12 protein-coding genes, 1 tRNA gene and 2 rRNA genes are annotated in these 19952 nt (G+C 54.9%); 11 read left to right on the top strand and 4 right to left on the bottom strand.

Annotated elements, in window-relative coordinates:
• Positions 1–80: 80 nt before the first annotated feature.
• Entirely contained in the window at positions 81–1073 is a 993-nt protein-coding gene (gene asnA / locus H0S68_RS24400; RefSeq protein WP_020837701.1) for an aspartate--ammonia ligase, read from the top strand.
• A gap of 3 nt (positions 1074–1076) precedes the next feature.
• On the opposite strand, the gene viaA is transcribed toward asnA, so the two are convergent.
• Both viaA and ravA read right to left on the bottom strand, forming a co-directional pair.
• On the bottom strand, positions 1077–2540 hold the full coding sequence (viaA, locus tag H0S68_RS24395; RefSeq protein ID WP_046374847.1) for an ATPase RavA stimulator ViaA: 1464 nt from the start codon (positions 2538–2540) through the stop codon (positions 1077–1079).
• A gap of 2 nt (positions 2541–2542) precedes the next feature.
• Positions 2543–4051: an ATPase RavA gene (gene ravA / locus H0S68_RS24390; RefSeq protein ID WP_020837699.1), complete on the bottom strand. Its 1509-nt coding sequence runs from the start codon at positions 4049–4051 to the stop codon at positions 2543–2545.
• A gap of 283 nt (positions 4052–4334) precedes the next feature.
• On the opposite strand from ravA, the gene kup reads away from it, so the two are divergent.
• The 7 genes from kup to rbsR all read left to right on the top strand — a co-directional run bounded on the left by kup (position 4335) and on the right by rbsR (position 12291).
• Positions 4335–6203, top strand: a complete 1869-nt coding sequence (kup, locus tag H0S68_RS24385; RefSeq protein ID WP_410529064.1) for a low affinity potassium transporter Kup — start codon at positions 4335–4337, stop codon at positions 6201–6203.
• A 276-nt stretch (positions 6204–6479) separates the two neighbouring features.
• Complete coding sequence (gene rbsD, locus H0S68_RS24380) at positions 6480–6899, top strand: D-ribose pyranase (protein ID WP_020837697.1); 420 nt, start codon at positions 6480–6482, stop codon at positions 6897–6899.
• 7 nt (positions 6900–6906) lie between these two features.
• A complete protein-coding gene (gene rbsA / locus H0S68_RS24375; RefSeq protein WP_046374849.1) occupies positions 6907–8412 on the top strand; it encodes a ribose ABC transporter ATP-binding protein RbsA in 1506 nt (501 codons plus the stop codon).
• A gap of 6 nt (positions 8413–8418) precedes the next feature.
• Positions 8419–9384, top strand: coding sequence for a ribose ABC transporter permease (rbsC, locus tag H0S68_RS24370; RefSeq protein ID WP_020837695.1), 966 nt, complete (start codon positions 8419–8421; stop codon positions 9382–9384).
• Positions 9385–9408: 24 nt separating this feature from the next.
• Complete coding sequence (gene rbsB, locus H0S68_RS24365) at positions 9409–10296, top strand: ribose ABC transporter substrate-binding protein RbsB (RefSeq protein WP_128864861.1); 888 nt, start codon at positions 9409–9411, stop codon at positions 10294–10296.
• Between the two features lie 61 nt (positions 10297–10357).
• Positions 10358–11284, top strand: coding sequence for a ribokinase (gene rbsK, locus H0S68_RS24360; RefSeq protein WP_048759295.1), 927 nt, complete (start codon positions 10358–10360; stop codon positions 11282–11284).
• Positions 11285–11289: 5 nt separating this feature from the next.
• Positions 11290–12291 carry a ribose operon transcriptional repressor RbsR gene (gene rbsR, locus H0S68_RS24355; RefSeq protein ID WP_020837691.1) on the top strand — a complete coding sequence of 334 codons (1002 nt, stop codon included), beginning with the start codon at positions 11290–11292 and terminating at the stop codon, positions 12289–12291.
• Here rbsR and mdtD read toward each other — a convergent pair.
• Positions 12288–13703, bottom strand: a complete 1416-nt coding sequence (gene mdtD / locus H0S68_RS24350) for a multidrug transporter subunit MdtD (RefSeq protein ID WP_041415120.1) — start codon at positions 13701–13703, stop codon at positions 12288–12290. The two genes, rbsR and mdtD, sit on opposite strands and share 4 nt — an antisense overlap.
• A 66-nt stretch (positions 13704–13769) precedes the next feature.
• Positions 13770–14459: a FadR/GntR family transcriptional regulator gene (locus H0S68_RS24345; RefSeq protein WP_020837687.1), complete on the bottom strand. Its 690-nt coding sequence runs from the start codon at positions 14457–14459 to the stop codon at positions 13770–13772.
• A 535-nt stretch (positions 14460–14994) separates the two neighbouring features.
• On the opposite strand from H0S68_RS24345, the gene H0S68_RS24340 reads away from it, so the two are divergent.
• The 3 genes from H0S68_RS24340 (at position 14995) to H0S68_RS24330 (ending at position 19911) form a co-directional block, all read left to right on the top strand.
• A 16S ribosomal RNA gene (locus H0S68_RS24340) occupies positions 14995–16537 on the top strand.
• A 145-nt stretch (positions 16538–16682) separates the two neighbouring features.
• Positions 16683–16758: transfer RNA gene (locus tag H0S68_RS24335), tRNA-Glu, on the top strand.
• 245 nt (positions 16759–17003) lie between these two features.
• Positions 17004–19911: ribosomal RNA gene (locus tag H0S68_RS24330) — 23S ribosomal RNA — on the top strand.
• The 16S and 23S rRNA genes sit together here with 1 tRNA gene alongside, the layout of an rRNA operon.
• Positions 19912–19952: the final 41 nt, after the last annotated feature.

The raw sequence follows: 19952 nt of genomic DNA, 5'->3' as shown, positions 1-19952 counted from the left end.
TGATTAGTGGATATTGAATTACTGTGCCGTTCTGTTGCTTAATCGTTGGAAACAGAGACAGGTTTATAAGAGATACGGCAATGAAAAAACAGTTTATTCAAAAACAACAACAAATCAGCCTGGTTAAATCCTTCTTCTCACGCCAGCTGGAACAGCAGCTTGGCCTGATCGAAGTGCAGGCGCCGATCCTCAGCCGCCTGGGTGACGGTACCCAGGATAACCTGTCAGGCAGTGAGAAAGCGGTGCAGGTAAAGGTCAAAACCCTGCCGGAAGCCACCTTCGAAGTGGTGCACTCACTGGCGAAATGGAAACGTAAAACGCTGGGCAGCTACGATTTTGGCGCCGGTGAAGGCCTGTATACCCATATGAAAGCATTGCGTCCTGATGAAGATCGTCTGAGCGCGATCCATTCGGTCTACGTCGATCAATGGGACTGGGAGCGGGTGATGGGGGATGGTGAGCGCAGCCTGGATTACCTGAAAAGCACCGTGAGCAGTATTTATGCGGCGATTAAGGCCACTGAAGTCGAAGTGAGCCGCGAATATGGCTTAACGCCGTTCCTGCCGGAGCAGATTCATTTTGTTCACAGTGAAACCCTGTTGCAACGCTACCCGGAACTGGATGCCAAAGGCCGTGAGCGGGCGATTACCAAAGAGCTGGGCGCGGTATTTCTGATCGGGATCGGCGGTAAGCTGTCGCACGGCAAATCACACGATGTCCGTGCGCCGGATTATGATGACTGGACGACACCGGCGGCAGAAGGCCTGGCTGGTTTGAACGGCGATATTCTGGTCTGGAACCCGGTATTGCAGGATGCCTTCGAGCTTTCTTCTATGGGGATTCGCGTTGACGCCAGTGCGCTGAAGCGCCAGTTGGCGCAAACCGGCGATGAAGATCGTCTGGCGCTGGAGTGGCATCAGTCATTGCTGCGTGGCGATATGCCGCAGACTATCGGTGGCGGTATCGGCCAGTCACGCCTGGTGATGCTGTTGCTGCAACTGTCGCACATTGGTCAGGTACAGTGTGGCGTGTGGTCACCGCAAGTGCGTGACGCGGTCGAAGGGCTTCTGTAACAATCAGCGCCGCCAGCGGCGCATCAAGCGGCTTTTTAACCCGGTATCAAAGCGCCAGATATGATCGAAGATGCGCATGATGCCGGGTTTGCCATAGCTGGACATCGCCACCGCGTGAAAGCGCTGCTGGTGGTTCTGCTGCTGCTGTTTGACCTTCTTTATGACCTCCTCCGGCAACCGCTGGGCAATAAAGTCTGAAATGATCACCGCATCGGCGTCGAACCAGCCGCTCTCCGCCATTTTACTCACCGTGGCGTTCAGGCAGGCTGCCAGATCGGTACCGCCGCGAAACTGCTGACCGAGAAAACGCACTGCCTGTTCAATTCCGCTGGCGGCCGTAAGCTCGTAATGCACTATCTGGTTGGCAAACAGCATGATGTAGCAGCGGCGATTATCCGCCAGCGCAATGCGCAGCAGCGCCAGACAAAACGCCTTGGCGCACTGCTCATTGAACCCACCCATGGAGCCTGAGGTATCGACACAGACGATAAACGGGCCGCGCGGCTGCTGATCCTGCTGCTGGTGGGTGACCTGCCGGATCGTTATCTGTTCCTGCCAGACATCGCCCTGCAGGCGGTAGCTCAATAACTGCTTTTCCAGCAGGCGCCGGTAAAACTCAAATTCCAATTCTTCTATACCCAGCGTGACCAACTCAGGCGGCAGCAGGCGCAGAATATCGTCGCTCTGATGAATACCGCTGACCTCTTCCGGCAGCGTGGCGGGTACCTGCACCATGACGCGAAACGGCTCTGGCAAAGCATCCTGTTGCTGTACCGCTTTGGCTTGATAGCTGCGCCCAAGCTGCTGCGCCAGCTTTTTCAGTTCCGGCTGCTGCTGCAGGAAGTTGCCGTATTCCACTAGCCGTTGATAATCGCCGCGCTGAAGATGGCCTTTGCTCATGTCCCACAGTCGCCCGGCGGCGGTGTCATTTTCCGACAGCAGCGGTTCCAGAGCCCCACTCAGTGCCAGACGCTCCTGCAGCTCTGCCATCAGCTGTTCGCGTTCCTGTTCCAGCAACTGGTGGTGCATCATGGTGGCCTGCAGCGTCAGGCTGATACGCCAGCGTTGTAAAAACAGGGTCTGGAAACTGTCGTCCAGCGGATGATTGGGCAGATCGGCGGCGTCCACCAGCGAGCGGGCCTGCTCATAGAAAGGAGAAACCAGCTGGCGCAGCAGGTCCAGAGTGTCATTGAGGTTATGAAAGAACTGGGTATTGTTCTCTAACTGGCACTGTTGATAGCGGTAAAATTCTTGCGCCAGCGCAGGCGGCACCATGGCTTCATGCAGACGCTGTTTCAGTTGCAGCTTCCAGCGCGGCAGGTCGCGATCCAGCGCCCGGCGGATCGCCGGAAACTTCTTGAAGAAAATCGACAGCTGCGGGGCCGCCAGCATACCGATGATCATCTCCTCGATCAGTTCACCTTCGGTGATCGCCAGCAGCAGATCGAGCGTTTCCAGGCTGAGCATGCTTACTGACCGCGCATCTGCTGGTGCTGCTGTTTGATTTGTTCCGCCACCTGCAACAGGCTGGCCTCAATTTTTGCCAGCCTGGCGGCCGGGGTAAACAGGCAGGGCTGATGCTGACTGAACAACCGACGCTGTTCCGCCAGACGCTGAGCCAACTGGTCCATTTCGTCGAGCATTGCCTGAGGCGTTCCCCCGGTCTTTATACCGGGCAGGGCCAGCAGCGAAGGCTGACGACTGACGTCCAGTACCGTCAGATGCAGTTTTTCGTCCACTTCCAGATCGATCTGCTGGGCAAAGCCGATGCCGTTCAGTTTGGCGCGTACGTCGCCGCCTTTTTGCAGCCAGTTTTCCAGTACGCTGTTTTCAATACTCAGATGGTTGACCTGAATATCATGCAGCTGCAGCGGTTTTTGCAGCAACAGTGTCAGGGGGCCGGTGCCGAGCGGCGTGGCCAGGGCAAACTGCGGCTTTCGGCTGAACATGCCGCCTTTTTTTACCAGTGTGATCGCCTGACTGTCGCTCTGCTGTTGTTGGTGCTGCAGCCAGCGGGTGTGGATCTGTTGCAGCTGGATCAGCAGCGTTTGCTGTTGGTAGGCCGACTCGTTCAGCAACTGCTCTACTTGCTGCTGCAGCAGTTTTAGCGAGGTGAGATCGTGCCACAGGCAGTCTTTCAGCAGCAGCAGGTCGATCGGGGCCACGGCGTCGCGACCACTGAAAAAGGCGCAGGCCTGCAACAGGCGCAATGCCTTTTTCCATCGGCGATCGGAAACGTAAGGAGCATGGTCCAGCGCATCCAGCCGCTGACGCAGTTGGAATATCAGTTCGAAGCAGCTTTCAGGCAGCTTGATTTTGTCGATCTGCGATTGCCACTGGTGATACTCCTCGTCGGTGATGCTCAGGGCTTCCGGCACCGGGTTTTCATTCTCGTTCTGGCGGCTGACCAGCAACGAGCGAAAGTTCTGCTTGTCCTGCACTTTGTCCAGCCACAGGCGTATCAGCATGCGGTCGTACAGCGCTTCCAGGCTGCTGTCGGCTTCCGGTAGTTCGTTGGAGGCGGTGACCAACAGCCGCAGGGGGATCGGTTCCTCCGCGTTGCCGTTACGGAAGCGACGTTCGTTGATCGCGGTCAGCAGGGTATTGAGGATTGCCGGGCCGGCTTTCCAGATCTCATCCAGAAATACGATTTCCGCTTCGGGCAGGTAGCCGGCGGTCAGGCGCTGATAGCGGCCTTCGTCTTTTAACGCCTGGATGGATAACGGGCCGAACACCTCTTCTGGCGTCGAGAAGCGCGTCATCAGGTATTCAAAGGAGCGCGCATGGCGAAAGGCGAATTTTAACCGGCGTGCAATCAGGCTTTTGGCAATGCCCGGTGGACCGAGCAGGAACACGCTTTCACCGCTGAGCGCCGCCAGCAGACACAGGCGAATGGCTTCCTGACGTTCATAAAGACCGCTCTCCAGCGCGCTGCTGAGGCGGGAAATCCGTTCTGCAAGAAGTGATGATGGCGCCATATTATTGTCGTGTTGTCCGAGAGTTAGCCAATCTTGGTGGATAATCCGATGATAAACCACCATTATTTTTAATGGTATAGCTTGTTGATTAGTAAAATCTTTCTATTATCAAAAGAGCGGCCGGTTCACATTTTGTTTATTTTTTGGGTCTGATATAAGAGTAGGCAAGCAGTATAAATCGTGCATACTGTGCGCCTTTTAGTGGGCGTAACGGATCTTAGAGCCCGTATCTCTGGCTGATGCGGATGCATCGCTAACGGATGTTCTAATAAAGAAACGAATTATGAGCACAGAGCATAAACAGTCCTTATCGGCGGTAACCCTGGCGGCAATTGGGGTGGTTTACGGTGATATCGGCACCAGTCCTCTCTATACTCTCAGAGAGTGTTTCTCCGGCCATTACGGCTTCGATGTTCGTCCAGACGTAGTTTTCGGCTTCCTGTCGCTGATTTTCTGGATGCTGATCATCATTGTTTCCCTTAAATACCTCACTTATGTCATGCGGGCAGATAACGCCGGCGAAGGCGGGATCCTGACGCTGATGTCGTTGGCCGGGCGTAATACTTCAGCGCGCACTACCGCAGTGTTGGTGATCCTGGGCCTGATTGGCGGCAGCTTCTTCTATGGCGAGGTGGTGATCACCCCGGCGATATCGGTGATGTCCGCGATAGAAGGGTTGGAAATCGCCGCTCCGTCGCTCGATGGCTATATCGTTCCGCTGTCGATTCTGGTGCTGACGCTGCTGTTCGCCATCCAGAAACACGGTACCGGCAACGTCGGTAAGCTCTTTGCACCGGTGATGCTGCTGTGGTTTATCGTCCTGGCGGTGCTGGGGGCGCGCAGCATTATGGCTAACCCGGAAGTGTTGCAGGCGTTGAACCCGAAATGGGCGCTGAACTTCTTTATTGAATATAAGAAGGTTTCGTTCTTTGCGCTGGGTGCGGTGGTGCTGTCGATTACCGGCGTTGAGGCGTTGTACGCCGATATGGGCCACTTCGGCAAATTCCCTATTCGCCTGGCCTGGTTCACCGTGGTGCTGCCTTCACTGGTGCTGAACTATTTTGGCCAGGGCGCTCTGTTGCTGAAAAATCCGGAGGCGATCAAGAACCCGTTCTTCCTGTTGGCACCGGACTGGGCGCTGATCCCGCTATTAATTCTGGCGACGCTGGCCACGGTTATCGCCTCGCAGGCGGTGATCTCCGGCGTGTTCTCTCTGACCCGTCAGGCGGTGCGCCTGGGTTACCTGTCGCCAATGCGCATCATCCATACGTCTGAGATGGAATCCGGCCAAATCTACATTCCGGTGATCAACTGGACGCTGTATATCGCGGTGGTGCTGGTGATTGTCGGTTTCGAACACTCCAGTAATCTGGCGGCGGCCTACGGCATCGCCGTGACCGGCACCATGGTGCTGACCAGTATTCTGGTGACGTCGGTGGCGATTAAAAACTGGCACTGGAATCGCTTCTTCGCCGTCGGCATTCTGGTTGTCCTGCTGATTATCGACATCCCGATGTTCTCCGCCAACGCCCTGAAACTGTTCTCGGGTGGTTGGCTGCCGCTGATGTTGGCGCTGGTGATGTTCATCATCATGACCACCTGGAAGAGCGAACGTTTCCGCCTGCTGCGCCGCATGCACGAGCACGGCAATTCCCTGGAGGCGATGATCGCCTCGCTGGAAAAATCGCCGCCGGTGCGGGTGCCTGGCACCGCGGTCTTTATGTCACGCGCCATCAACGTGATCCCTTTTGCGCTGCTGCATAACCTAAAGCACAACAAGGTACTGCACGAACGCGTGGTGCTGTTGACGTTGCGTACCGAGGATGCACCTTACGTTCACAACGTGCGGCGAGTGACCATCGAACAGCTGTCACCGACCTTCTGGCGGGTGGTAGCCAGCTATGGCTGGCGTGAAACGCCGAACGTTGAAGAAGTGTTCCACCGCTGCGGGCTGGAAGGGCTGCCGTGCCGGATGACGGAAACCTCGTTCTTTATGTCGCACGAGTCGTTGATCCTGACCAAACGGCCGTGGTACCTGTTCCTGCGCGGCAAGCTGTTTATTGCATTGAGCCGCAATGCGCTACGCGCGCCGGACCAGTTTGAGATCCCGCCCAATAGGGTGATCGAGCTGGGAACCCAGGTCGAGATTTAACTCCCCCTCAAGGGCTCAGCCACCGCTGGGCCCTTTCTGTTTAACCCCGTCATACTTGAAGCTGCCTCTTTGCACATAGTGGATTATGCTCCCGGGAATTCGCAGGCTTGCCGCCGCGATGCAACGTCAATTATTGAGGGTATCTGTTCTCGGTAACACGAGCGAAACGTTTCGATGACGATCACACTTCTGCATTATCCCGGTTGCCTTCTACTGACGTTTTTTTAAACTCCAGACACAAGCGAAACGTTTCGCTGGCGGAATGAGAAGAACAAGATGAAAAAAGGCGTGTTGCTGAATGCTGATGTCTCTGCCGTGGTTTCCCGTCTCGGTCATACCGATCAGATAGCTATCGGTGATGCCGGGCTGCCTATTCCGGCGGCCACACAGCGCATCGATTTGGCGCTGACTCAGGGGGTGCCGACTTTTCTACAGGTACTCGAGGTCGTGACGCAGGAGATGCAGGTCGAAAGCGCCATTCTGGCGGAAGAGATCGTTAAGCAAAATCCACAGCTTCATAGCGCGTTATTGGCTCAGCTGACCGAACTTGGCCAACGCCAGGGGAAGAGCATCAGCCTGAGCTATATCAGCCACCAGGCTTTTAAAGCACAAACGGAACACTGCCGTGCGGTGATCCGCAGCGGGGAATGTTCGCCCTACGCGAACGTGATCCTTTGCGCCGGCGTAACTTTCTGAGGCACCTATGCAACCTTTACTGCAACTGAAAGGGATCGATAAAGCCTTTCCCGGCGTGAAGGCGCTTTCCGGCGCTGCGCTCAGCGTGTACCCGGGCAAGGTGATGGCGCTGGTGGGGGAAAACGGCGCCGGGAAATCCACCATGATGAAGGTGCTGACCGGCATTTATAACAAAGACGCCGGCAGTCAGTACTTTCTCGGAAAAGAGGTGGCGTTCAACGGCCCAAAGGATTCGCAGGAAGCGGGCATCGGCATCATCCATCAGGAACTGAACCTGATCCCGCAATTGACCATTGCGGAGAACATCTTCCTCGGGCGTGAGTTCGTTAACCGTATCGGCCGCATCGACTGGAAGCGCATGTATGCCGAAGCAGACAAACTGCTCGCACGACTGAACCTGAGTTACAGCAGCCACCGGCTGGTGGGGGAACTGTCGATCGGCGATCAGCAAATGGTGGAAATCGCCAAGGTGCTGAGCTTCGAATCGAAAGTCATCATTATGGATGAGCCGACGGATGCGTTGACCGATACCGAGACGGCCTCTTTATTTAAAGTGATCAATGAACTGAAGGCCGAAGGACGAGGGATTGTTTACATCTCCCACCGGCTGAAAGAGATTTTTGAAATTTGCGATGACGTCACGGTGTTTCGTGACGGGCAGTTTATCGCCGAGCGTCCGGTCAGTGAGCTGCAGGAAGATTCGCTGATAGAAATGATGGTCGGCCGTAAGCTGGAAGAACAATACCCGCGCCTCAACCAGCCGCGCGGTGAAAAACGGCTGGAGGTCAGTCAGGTTTCCGGTCCGGGTGTGCATGACGTCAGCTTTACGCTGTACCGTGGCGAAATTCTTGGCGTCGCCGGGTTGATGGGCGCTGGGCGAACCGAGCTGATGAAAATTCTCTACGGGGCTGCACCACGCAAGGCCGGCACGGTCAGCCTCGATGGCCGCCAGGTGGTCACTCATTCTCCACAGGACGGTTTGGCGAACGGCATTGTGTATATCTCCGAAGACCGCAAGCGCGATGGTCTGGTGTTGGGGATGTCGGTGAAGGAAAACATGTCGTTGACCGCGCTGCGCTATTTCAGCCGTGCCGGCGGCAGCCTGAAACAGGCCGAAGAACAGCAGGCGGTAGGGGATTTCATCCGCTTGTTCAATATCAAGACGCCGTCGATGGAACAGCCCATTGGCCTGCTCTCCGGCGGCAATCAGCAAAAAGTGGCAATCGCCCGCGGCCTGATGACGCGGCCAAAGGTGTTGATCCTCGATGAACCGACACGCGGTGTCGACGTCGGTGCCAAAAAAGAAATCTATCAGTTAATTAACCAGTTCAAGCAGGAAGGTCTGAGCATCATTCTGGTGTCGTCGGAAATGCCGGAGGTCATGGGCATGAGCGACCGCATTCTGGTGATGCACGAAGGACACCTTAGCGGCGAGTTCCCGATTGAACAGGCCACCCAGGAAGCGTTGATGGCTGCGGCCGTTGGCAAGCAATACGGCGTAAAGCAGGAGTAATCAGATATGAGTTCCCAGAGTGTGGCAAAGCGCTGGTTCAGTAAAGAGTGGCTGTTAGAGCAAAAATCACTGATTGCTCTGCTGGTGCTGATCGCCGTGGTCTCTTCAATGAGCCCGAATTTCTTCACCCTAAATAACCTGTTCAATATTCTGCAGCAAACCTCGGTTAACGCCATTATGGCGGTGGGGATGACGCTGGTGATCCTCACTTCCGGCATCGATTTGTCGGTGGGATCGCTACTGGCGTTGACCGGTGCGGTAGCGGCATCGATCGTGGGCTTTGAAGTTAACGCGGTGGTGGCCGTGGCGGCGGCACTGGCATTGGGGGCCGCGGTCGGCGCCTGTACCGGGGTGATCGTTGCCAAAGGCAAGGTGCAGGCATTTATTGCGACCCTGGTGATGATGCTGCTGTTGCGCGGCGTCACCATGGTGTACACCAACGGCAGCCCGGTGAACACCGGCTTTACCGACGTGGCCGATACTTTCGGCTGGTTCGGTATCGGCCGGCCGCTGGGCGTACCAACCCCGATCTGGATCATGGCGATCGTCTTTATCGCTGCGTGGTACATGCTGCACCATACCCGCCTGGGCCGCTATATTTATGCTCTGGGCGGCAACGAGGCGGCGACCCGCCTGTCCGGTATCAGCGTCGATAAAGTGAAGATTATCGTTTATTCGCTTTGTGGTTTGTTGGCGGCATTGGCGGGCGTGATCGAAGTGGCGCGCCTGTCTTCCGCGCAGCCGACCGCCGGCACCGGCTATGAGTTGGACGCCATTGCCGCAGTGGTGCTGGGCGGTACCAGCCTGGCCGGCGGCAAGGGCCGCATTGTTGGTACCTTGATCGGGGCGCTGATCCTTGGCTTCCTGAACAACGGATTGAATTTACTGGGTGTTTCTTCTTACTACCAAATGATCGTGAAGGCAGTGGTGATACTGCTGGCGGTTCTGGTAGAGAACAAAAGCAACAAATAATCTCCCCCTACAGGAATCACGATGATGAAAATGAAAAAACTGGCAATTTTGGCTTCAGCCTTCGCACTGAGCGCCACCCTGAGCGCTAACGCGCTGGCGAAAGACACCATTGCGCTGGTGGTTTCCACGCTGAACAACCCGTTCTTTGTCTCGATGAAAGAGGGGGCGCAGCAGGAAGCCAACAAGCTGGGTTACAACCTGGTGGTACTGGATTCGCAGAATAACCCGGCGAAAGAGCTGGCTAACGTGCAGGATCTAATGGTGCAGGCGCCTAAGCTGCTGCTGATTAACCCAACCGATTCCGATGCGGTCGGCAACGCCATCAAGATGGCCAATCAGGCCAAGATCCCGGTCATCACCCTGGACCGCGTGGCGAGCAAGGGTGACGTGGTCAGCCATATCGCTTCGGATAACCGCGTTGGCGGCAAAATGGCCGGTGATTTCATTGCCAAAAAAGTGGGCGCAGACGCTAAAGTGATCCAACTGGAAGGGATCGCCGGTACCTCCGCTGCTCGTGAGCGTGGCGAAGGCTTTAAACAATCACTGGATCAGAACAAATTCAAACTGTTGGCCAGCCAACCGGCAGATTTCGACCGTACCAAAGGCCTGAACGTGATGCAGAACCTGCTGACCGCTCACCCAGATGTGCAGGCGGTGTTTGCCCAGAACGATGAAATGGCGCTGGGCGCCCTGCGTGCGCTGCAAACCGCCGGTAAAACCGACGTGGTCGTGGTAGGCTTCGACGGCACTGCCGACGGCGTGAAAGCGGTTGAAGGCGGCAAACTGGCGGCTACCGTCGCGCAGCGTCCGGATCAGATCGGCGTGATCGGCGTAGAAACCGCCGATAAAGTGCTGAAAGGCGAGAAAGTGTCGGCTACCATTCCGGTGGATTTGAAACTGGTCACCCAATAAGTCATACCAGCGCCATCAAAACGGGGCGTTTATGATGGCGCGTAATTCAGGAATCAATGCGATGGCAACAGGTAAGCTGGTGGTTCTGGGCAGTATCAATGCCGACCATATCCTTAATATTGAGCAGTTTCCTCGCCCGGGCGAAACGGTGATCGGGAAACAGTATAAAGTGGCGTTTGGCGGCAAAGGCGCAAACCAGGCGGTGGCGGCTGGGCGCAGCGGTGCAGATATCGCTTTTATCGCCTGCGTGGGTGCCGATGACATCGGTGAACGCGTACGTCAGCAACTGGCAAGCGATCGCATTGATACCCAACCGATAGAAGCTATTGCCGACAGCACCACGGGCGTCGCGCTGATTTTCGTTAATGCGGAAGGCGAGAACGTGATCGGCATCGATGCGGGTGCCAATGCCGCAGTGACCCCCGATTATCTTGCACGTTATCAGCAAAAGGTTATCGACGCCGACGCGTTGCTGATGCAGCTCGAGTCTCCGTTGGAAACCGTTATCGCAGCCGCCAGCCTGGCGAAACAGCATCAGACGCAGGTTATCCTTAACCCGGCACCTGCTCGTGAGCTGCCGGACGATCTACTGGCGACTATCGATATGATTACGCCAAACGAAACCGAAGCTCAGCGCCTGACCGGTATTGCGGTCAATGACGATAATGATGCCGCGCGCGCCGCTCAGGCGTTGCACGATAAAGGTATCGCAACGGTGATCATCACCCTTGGTAGCCGTGGCGTGTGGCTGAGTGAGAACGGCAACGGCAAATTGGTACCCGGTTTCAAGGTTAAAGCGGTCGATACTATCGCCGCTGGCGATACCTTCAACGGGGCGCTGGTCACGGCGTTGCTGGAAGGCAAAACCATGGCGGATGCGGTGCGCTTTGCTCATGCAGCAGCGGCAATTGCGGTGACCCGTCCCGGCGCCCAACCTTCCGTGCCCTGGCGCGAAGAGATTGACGCCTTCTTGCAGCAGCAGGAGTAACCCCCTTGGCCACCATGAAAGATGTCGCCCGCCTGGCGGGTGTTTCAACCTCGACGGTTTCGCACGTTATTAATAACAATCGCTTTGTCAGCGACAGCGTGCGAGCCAAAATCATGGCGGCTATAGAACAACTGAACTATGCGCCTTCCGCCCTGGCGCGCAGTCTCAAACTGAATCAGACGCGAACCATCGGCATGCTGGTCACCTCCAGCAACAACCCCTTTTATGCTGAGGTGGTGCGTGGCGTCGAGCGCAGTTGTTATGAACGTGGCTACAGTTTGATCCTGTGCAATACCGAAGAAGATGCCGCACGCATGAACCGCAATATGGAGACGCTGCTGCAAAAGCGCGTCGACGGTTTGCTGTTGATGTGTACCGAAAACCATCGGCCATCGCAGGATGCGTTGAGTCGCTACCCGTCTCTACCAATAGTGATGATGGACTGGGCGCCGTTCGAAGGGGCTAACGACATCATCCAGGACAACTCTTTGTTGGGTGGCGAGATGGCGACCGATCATCTGATCGCTCGCGGGTATCGCAAAATCGCCTGCATCGCCGGCCCGCAGGATAAAACCACGGCACGCCACCGACTGGAAGGTTACCGCAGTGCCATGCAGCGTGCTGGGCTGGCGATCCTGCCGGGGTATGAAGTGCACTGCGATTTTGAATTTGAAGGTGGTGTCATCGCCATGAAACAGCTGTTGGCCTTGGCTGAGCCACCCCACGCGGTGTTCGCCGGCAACGACGCGGTCGCGGTGGGGGCTTACCAGGCGTTGTATCAGGCTGGGTTATCGGTACCGCAGGACATGGCGGTGATGGGTTACGACGATATCGAACTGGCCAAATACCTTGCGCCGCCGCTAAGCACTATCCATCAACCTAAAGATTCGCTGGGCGAATTGGCGATCGATGCGTTGATCAACCGCCTGCAGAATCCGGAACGTGAAGCTCAGGTTCTGGTACTGACCCCTGAGCTGGTGGAACGCGCTTCGGTTGGCCGCCGCTAGCGGGTAGCTTCGGCTTCTTTCTTGCTGTCACGGCCACTGATCAGATTTCGGCCGTCCTTCCTTTTTAACAGCATAAAGACAAATGCTGAGGCCAGGGTGACAATCCCCATGGTGATAAAGGTGTAGTGGAAGTGATCGACCATGGTGCCGAGCGACATAGATTCATAGAAACGCAGCACTGCTGCGCTGATCGCCACGCCGAAGCTGATGGAAAGCTGCTGAGTAACCGCCAGCACGCTGTTGCCGGAGCTGGCATTGGCATCGTTTAAATCCGCCAGGCTGATGGTATTCATGGCGGTGAACTGTGTAGACATCGCCATCCCCAGCACGAACAGCGGCAGGATCATCAACCACAGCGGCATTCCCGGGCTTTGTAATGCAAACTGGGCGATCAGCACGCCGATAATCAACGTGATGCCAACCAGCGTTTTGCGATAGCCGAACCAGCGCAGCACTTGAGTCACGGTGGATTTCGCCATCAGTGAGCCGATGGCCGTCGGTGCCATCATGCAGCCCGCAATAATCGCCGAGTAACCGAAACCGACCTGCAGCATCAGCGGCATCAGGAACGGCACGCAGCCGGTACCCAGGCGTGAAGCGACATTGCCGGCGATCCCCACGGAGAAGGTGCGAGTCTGGAATAAATCCAAACCAATCAGTGGCTGAGGGTGCCTGCGGGCATGAGCGATATAGCCGAACAGCATCACCACGCCGCTGAGCAGAATACCCAGTGAGATATAGCTGGCCAGCACCTGTTCGCCAAACAGCTCAAGCCCGGTAGAAACCAGCACCAGACTCAGGCCAAACAGCATAAAGCCGAGGAAATCGAAGCGACGCTTGGGCGTGGTGAAGTCCGGCATATATTTGCGCGCATAGAAGATGCCGAGCAGGCCAATCGGGATGTTGATAAGGAAAATCCAGTGCCAGGTGGCGTAGGTGACCAGCCATCCCCCCAGCATCGGCCCCATGATCGGGCCAACCAGCCCGGGCATGGTCACGAAGTTCAGAACCGGCAACAGCTCGCTGCGCGGGTAGGCGCGCAACAGGGCCAAACGCGCTACCGGCATCATCATCGCACCACCAACGCCCTGAATGACGCGTGAAGTCACCAACACGCTTAGCGTTGGGGAAAGCGCACACAGCAGCGAACCGAGAGTAAATAGCGAAACCGCAAAGATAAACACCCGCCGGGTACCGAAACGGTCTGCCAGCCAGCCACTGACCGGGATCAGCATGGCAACCGTCAACGTATAGCTGATTACGGCAGACTGCATCGCCAGTGGCGAGCGCTCCAGGCTTTGCGCTATCGCAGGCAACGCCGTGTTGAGGATGGTGGCGTCCAGCGCCTGCATAAAGAATGCCATTGCGGCGATCCAGGGGAGCCCTGCCATACTGCGCGCGGATTTAGTCATTATGATTCCCGGTTAACTGTCGTATTCGTCCCTTCATTGTTCTTCTATATATAAGTAGGGCATGAGTTAGTCTTTCTCTCTGAGCAAGATCTGGCAGGCGGCTAATGCCCCTGCGCCGTCGCCGGCGAGTATCGCATCGACAATGGCCTGATGGTTCTGGAGCTTAATCACTTCGTTACCGGTGATGGCGCGGAAGTAACTTTGATACACCGAGCTGAACAGGTTGGCGAATGAGGTTAGAAACGGATTACCGCTGGCCTCATAGATAAGCTGGTGGAACTGGGTATCAACCTGGATCCAGTGCTCGCGGTCAAACTGAACATGCAGTGCCCGCATTTCCGCCATCAGTTCAGCCAACCGCGCAGTTTGCTGCGTGCTGGCGTTGGCTGCCGCCAATGAGCAGGCCTGAGGTTCCAGCGAGGTTCGCAGGATAAGGAAATGCTGCATCACCTGATCGAAGTTCTCTTTGGTCATCCACCAGGTCAGTAAATCCTGATCGAGAAAGTTCCACTGGCTTTGCGGCATGACCCGAGTGCCGATGCGCGGACGGGGGAGCAGCATGCCTTTGGCGGCCAGCATCTTCACCGCTTCACGTACCGCGGTGCGGCTCACGCCAAATTGTTCCCCGAGTTCCATCTCCCCGGGCAGGATACTGCCGGCCTGATAATCGCCTGCCAGAATTTGTTGGCCGAGTTTTTCTGCAAGTAGATAAGAAAGATTGCGTTGGGCGGCCTGTTGTTGAGCATTAAATTGCATGGCTGCGAGTCCTTACTGACATTGTTACTCTTATTTTACTCTACGGATCGCCAGCTTTTGTCGCTGATTTCCGGAAAAAGTGACGAAAACGCTGGCTTGTGCAGCGTTTTGTCGAAAAATACCGCGCTTGAAAAGTTTTTTGCATTTAGGGGTTGCGGCCTTCTGAGAACTCCCTATAATGCGCCTCCACTGACCGGGAACAACGACTCCTCTAACGAGAACCAGTCGCCCAGCCAGAAAGATTCAAGCCGGTGAAAACGCCGTTTCTTAATAAGAAAAAAGCTTGACTCTTCAGGTGAAAAGCGTAATATACGCCACCTCGAGTTAGCAACCTAACTCACTGCTCTTTAACAATTTATCAGACAATCTGTGTGGGCACTCCACAAGACGATATCCAGAACCTTCGGGTTCAAAAAAATATCAAGTCTTGAAGAGTGACCAAGCAATAATTCATTTAGTTGACGTGTTTAACTGATGAATATTACGAAAGTTAATTTTCGAGCATCGCTTCACGAGTTGAAGCAAATCAAGCTTTTAATTGAAGAGTTTGATCATGGCTCAGATTGAACGCTGGCGGCAGGCCTAACACATGCAAGTCGAGCGGTAGCACAGGAGAGCTTGCTCTCTGGGTGACGAGCGGCGGACGGGTGAGTAATGTCTGGGAAACTGCCTGATGGAGGGGGATAACTACTGGAAACGGTAGCTAATACCGCATAACGTCTACGGACCAAAGTGGGGGACCTTCGGGCCTCATGCCATCAGATGTGCCCAGATGGGATTAGCTAGTAGGTGGGGTAATGGCTCACCTAGGCGACGATCCCTAGCTGGTCTGAGAGGATGACCAGCCACACTGGAACTGAGACACGGTCCAGACTCCTACGGGAGGCAGCAGTGGGGAATATTGCACAATGGGCGCAAGCCTGATGCAGCCATGCCGCGTGTGTGAAGAAGGCCTTCGGGTTGTAAAGCACTTTCAGCGAGGAGGAAGGGTTCAGTGTTAATAGCACTGTTCATTGACGTTACTCGCAGAAGAAGCACCGGCTAACTCCGTGCCAGCAGCCGCGGTAATACGGAGGGTGCAAGCGTTAATCGGAATTACTGGGCGTAAAGCGCACGCAGGCGGTTTGTTAAGTCAGATGTGAAATCCCCGCGCTTAACGTGGGAACTGCATTTGAAACTGGCAAGCTAGAGTCTTGTAGAGGGGGGTAGAATTCCAGGTGTAGCGGTGAAATGCGTAGAGATCTGGAGGAATACCGGTGGCGAAGGCGGCCCCCTGGACAAAGACTGACGCTCAGGTGCGAAAGCGTGGGGAGCAAACAGGATTAGATACCCTGGTAGTCCACGCTGTAAACGATGTCGACTTGGAGGTTGTGCCCTTGAGGCGTGGCTTCCGGAGCTAACGCGTTAAGTCGACCGCCTGGGGAGTACGGCCGCAAGGTTAAAACTCAAATGAATTGACGGGGGCCCGCACAAGCGGTGGAGCATGTGGTTTAATTCGATGCAACGCGAAGAACCTTACCTACTCTTGACATCCAGAGAATTCGCTAGAGATAGCTTAGTGCCTTCGGGAACTCTGAGACAGGTGCTGCATGGCTGTCGTCAGCTCGTGTTGTGAAATGTTGGGTTAAGTCCCGCAACGAGCGCAACCCTTATCCTTTGTTGCCAGCGCGTAATGGTGGGAACTCAAAGGAGACTGCCGGTGATAAACCGGAGGAAGGTGGGGATGACGTCAAGTCATCATGGCCCTTACGAGTAGGGCTACACACGTGCTACAATGGCGTATACAAAGAGAAGCGAACTCGCGAGAGCAAGCGGACCTCATAAAGTACGTCGTAGTCCGGATCGGAGTCTGCAACTCGACTCCGTGAAGTCGGAATCGCTAGTAATCGTAGATCAGAATGCTACGGTGAATACGTTCCCGGGCCTTGTACACACCGCCCGTCACACCATGGGAGTGGGTTGCAAAAGAAGTAGGTAGCTTAACCTTCGGGAGGGCGCTTACCACTTTGTGATTCATGACTGGGGTGAAGTCGTAACAAGGTAACCGTAGGGGAACCTGCGGTTGGATCACCTCCTTACCTAATGATATTGATTCGCGTGAAGTGCTCACACAGATTGTCTGATAGAAACGTAATGAGCAAAAGCGCTACCTGTTGATGTAATGAGTCACTGACTCATGCTGATACGAACCGATTAAGACAGTCAGTTTAATCGGATTTTCGTGTCCCCATCGTCTAGAGGCCTAGGACACTGCCCTTTCACGGCTGTAACAGGGGTTCGAATCCCCTTGGGGACGCCAATCCGATAATGAGTGAAAGACATTATCACCGGTTCTTGGAACCGAAAACATCTTAAAGATGACTCTTGCGAGTCGTGTTTAAGATATTGCTCTTTAACAATCTGGAACAAGCTGAAAATTGAAACATGACAGCTGAAACTTATCCCTCCGTAGAAGTATTGGGGTAAGGATTAACCTGTCATAGAGTCTCTCAAATGTAGCAGCGCGATGTGTTCTCTGTTTACAGAAACACCTTCGGGTTGTGAGGTTAAGTGACTAAGCGTACACGGTGGATGCCTAGGCAGTCAGAGGCGATGAAGGGCGTGCTAATCTGCGATAAGCGTCGGTAAGGTGATATGAACCGTAATAACCGGCGATACCCGAATGGGGAAACCCAGTGCAATTCGTTGCACTATCATACGATGAATACATAGTCGTATGAGGCGAACCGGGGGAACTGAAACATCTAAGTACCCCGAGGAAAAGAAATCAACCGAGATTCCCCCAGTAGCGGCGAGCGAACGGGGAGGAGCCCAGAACCTGAATCAGTTCTTGTGTTAGTGGAAGCGTCTGGAAAGTCGCACAGTAAAGGGTGATAGTCCCGTACACTAAAATGCATTAATTGTGAGTTCGATGAGTAGGGCGGGACACGTGACATCCTGTCTGAATATGGGGGGACCATCCTCCAAGGCTAAATACTCCTGACTGACCGATAGTGAACCAGTACCGTGAGGGAAAGGCGAAAAGAACCCCGGCGAGGGGAGTGAAATAGAACCTGAAACCGTGTACGTACAAGCAGTGGGAGCACCTTCGTGGTGTGACTGCGTACCTTTTGTATAATGGGTCAGCGACTTATATTTTGTAGCAAGGTTAACCGTATAGGGGAGCCGTAGGGAAACCGAGTCTTAACTGGGCGAATAGTTGCAAGGTATAGACCCGAAACCCGGTGATCTAGCCATGGGCAGGTTGAAGGTTGGGTAACACTAACTGGAGGACCGAACCGACTAATGTTGAAAAATTAGCGGATGACTTGTGGCTGGGGGTGAAAGGCCAATCAAACCGGGAGATAGCTGGTTCTCCCCGAAAGCTATTTAGGTAGCGCCTCGTGAACTCATCTTCGGGGGTAGAGCACTGTTTCGGCTAGGGGGCCATCCCGGCTTACCAAACCGATGCAAACTCCGAATACCGAAGAATGTTATCACGGGAGACACACGGCGGGTGCTAACGTCCGTCGTGAAGAGGGAAACAACCCAGACCGCCAGCTAAGGTCCCAAAGTCATGGTTAAGTGGGAAACGATGTGGGAAGGCATAGACAGCCAGGATGTTGGCTTAGAAGCAGCCATCATTTAAAGAAAGCGTAATAGCTCACTGGTCGAGTCGGCCTGCGCGGAAGATGTAACGGGGCTAAACCATGCACCGAAGCTGCGGCAGCGACGCTTAGGCGTTGTTGGGTAGGGGAGCGTTCTGTAAGCCGTTGAAGGTGGCCTGTGAGGGTTGCTGGAGGTATCAGAAGTGCGAATGCTGACATAAGTAACGATAAAGCGGGTGAAAAGCCCGCTCGCCGGAAGACCAAGGGTTCCTGTCCAACGTTAATCGGGGCAGGGTGAGTCGACCCCTAAGGCGAGGCCGAAAGGCGTAGTCGATGGGAAACAGGTTAATATTCCTGTACTCGGTGTTACTGCGAAGGGGGGACGGAGAAGGCTAGGCTAGCCGGGCGACGGTTGTCCCGGTTTAAGCGTGTAGGGGGAGTGACCTGGTAAATCCGGTTACTTATCAACCCTGAGGCGTGATGACGATGCACTACGGTGCAGAAGTAGTTGATGCCAAGCTTCCAGGAAAAGCCTCTAAGCATCAGGTAACACAGAATCGTACCCCAAACCGACACAGGTGGTCAGGTAGAGAATACCAAGGCGCTTGAGAGAACTCGGGTGAAGGAACTAGGCAAAATGGTGCCGTAACTTCGGGAGAAGGCACGCTGGCGCGTAGGTGAAGAGACTTGCTCTCGGAGCTGAAGCCAGTCGCAGATACCAGCTGGCTGCAACTGTTTAATAAAAACACAGCACTGTGCAAACACGAAAGTGGACGTATACGGTGTGACGCCTGCCCGGTGCTGGAAGGTTAATTGATGGGGTCAGCCGCAAGGCGAAGCTCTTGATCGAAGCCCCAGTAAACGGCGGCCGTAACTATAACGGTCCTAAGGTAGCGAAATTCCTTGTCGGGTAAGTTCCGACCTGCACGAATGGCGTAATGATGGCCAGGCTGTCTCCACCCGAGACTCAGTGAAATTGAACTCGCTGTGAAGATGCAGTGTACCCGCGGCAAGACGGAAAGACCCCGTGAACCTTTACTATAGCTTGACACTGAACATTGAGCCTTGATGTGTAGGATAGGTGGGAGGCTTTGAAGCGTGGACGCCAGTCTGCGTGGAGCCAACCTTGAAATACCACCCTTTAATGTTTGATGTTCTAACTCGGCCCCATAATCTGGGGTGAGGACAGTGTCTGGTGGGTAGTTTGACTGGGGCGGTCTCCTCCCAAAGAGTAACGGAGGAGCACGAAGGTTAGCTAATCACGGTCGGACATCGTGAGGTTAGTGCAAAGGCATAAGCTAGCTTGACTGCGAGAGTGACGGCTCGAGCAGGTACGAAAGTAGGTCTTAGTGATCCGGTGGTTCTGAATGGAAGGGCCATCGCTCAACGGATAAAAGGTACTCCGGGGATAACAGGCTGATACCGCCCAAGAGTTCATATCGACGGCGGTGTTTGGCACCTCGATGTCGGCTCATCACATCCTGGGGCTGAAGTAGGTCCCAAGGGTATGGCTGTTCGCCATTTAAAGTGGTACGCGAGCTGGGTTTAGAACGTCGTGAGACAGTTCGGTCCCTATCTGCCGTGGGCGTTGGAAGATTGAGAGGGGTTGCTCCTAGTACGAGAGGACCGGAGTGAACGCACCACTGGTGTTCGGGTTGTCATGCCAATGGCACTGCCCGGTAGCTAAGTGCGGAAAAGATAAGCGCTGAAAGCATCTAAGCGCGAAACTTGCCTCGAGATGAGTCTTCCCTGGGCCTTTAAGGTCCCTGAAGGAACGTTTAAGACTAAGACGTTGATAGGCTGGGTGTGTAAGTGCAGCGATGCATTGAGCTAACCAGTACTAATGATCCGTGAGGCTTAACCTTACAACACCAAAGGTGTTTTAGAGAGATTGTAGAGATTTTCA

This window comes from Serratia sp. AXJ-M, from assembly GCF_046531865.1.
Taxonomy (GTDB): domain Bacteria; phylum Pseudomonadota; class Gammaproteobacteria; order Enterobacterales; family Enterobacteriaceae; genus Serratia; species Serratia liquefaciens.
The sequence above is the reverse complement of the archived record's forward strand: the minus strand, read 5'-3'. Positions and strand labels throughout refer to the sequence as shown.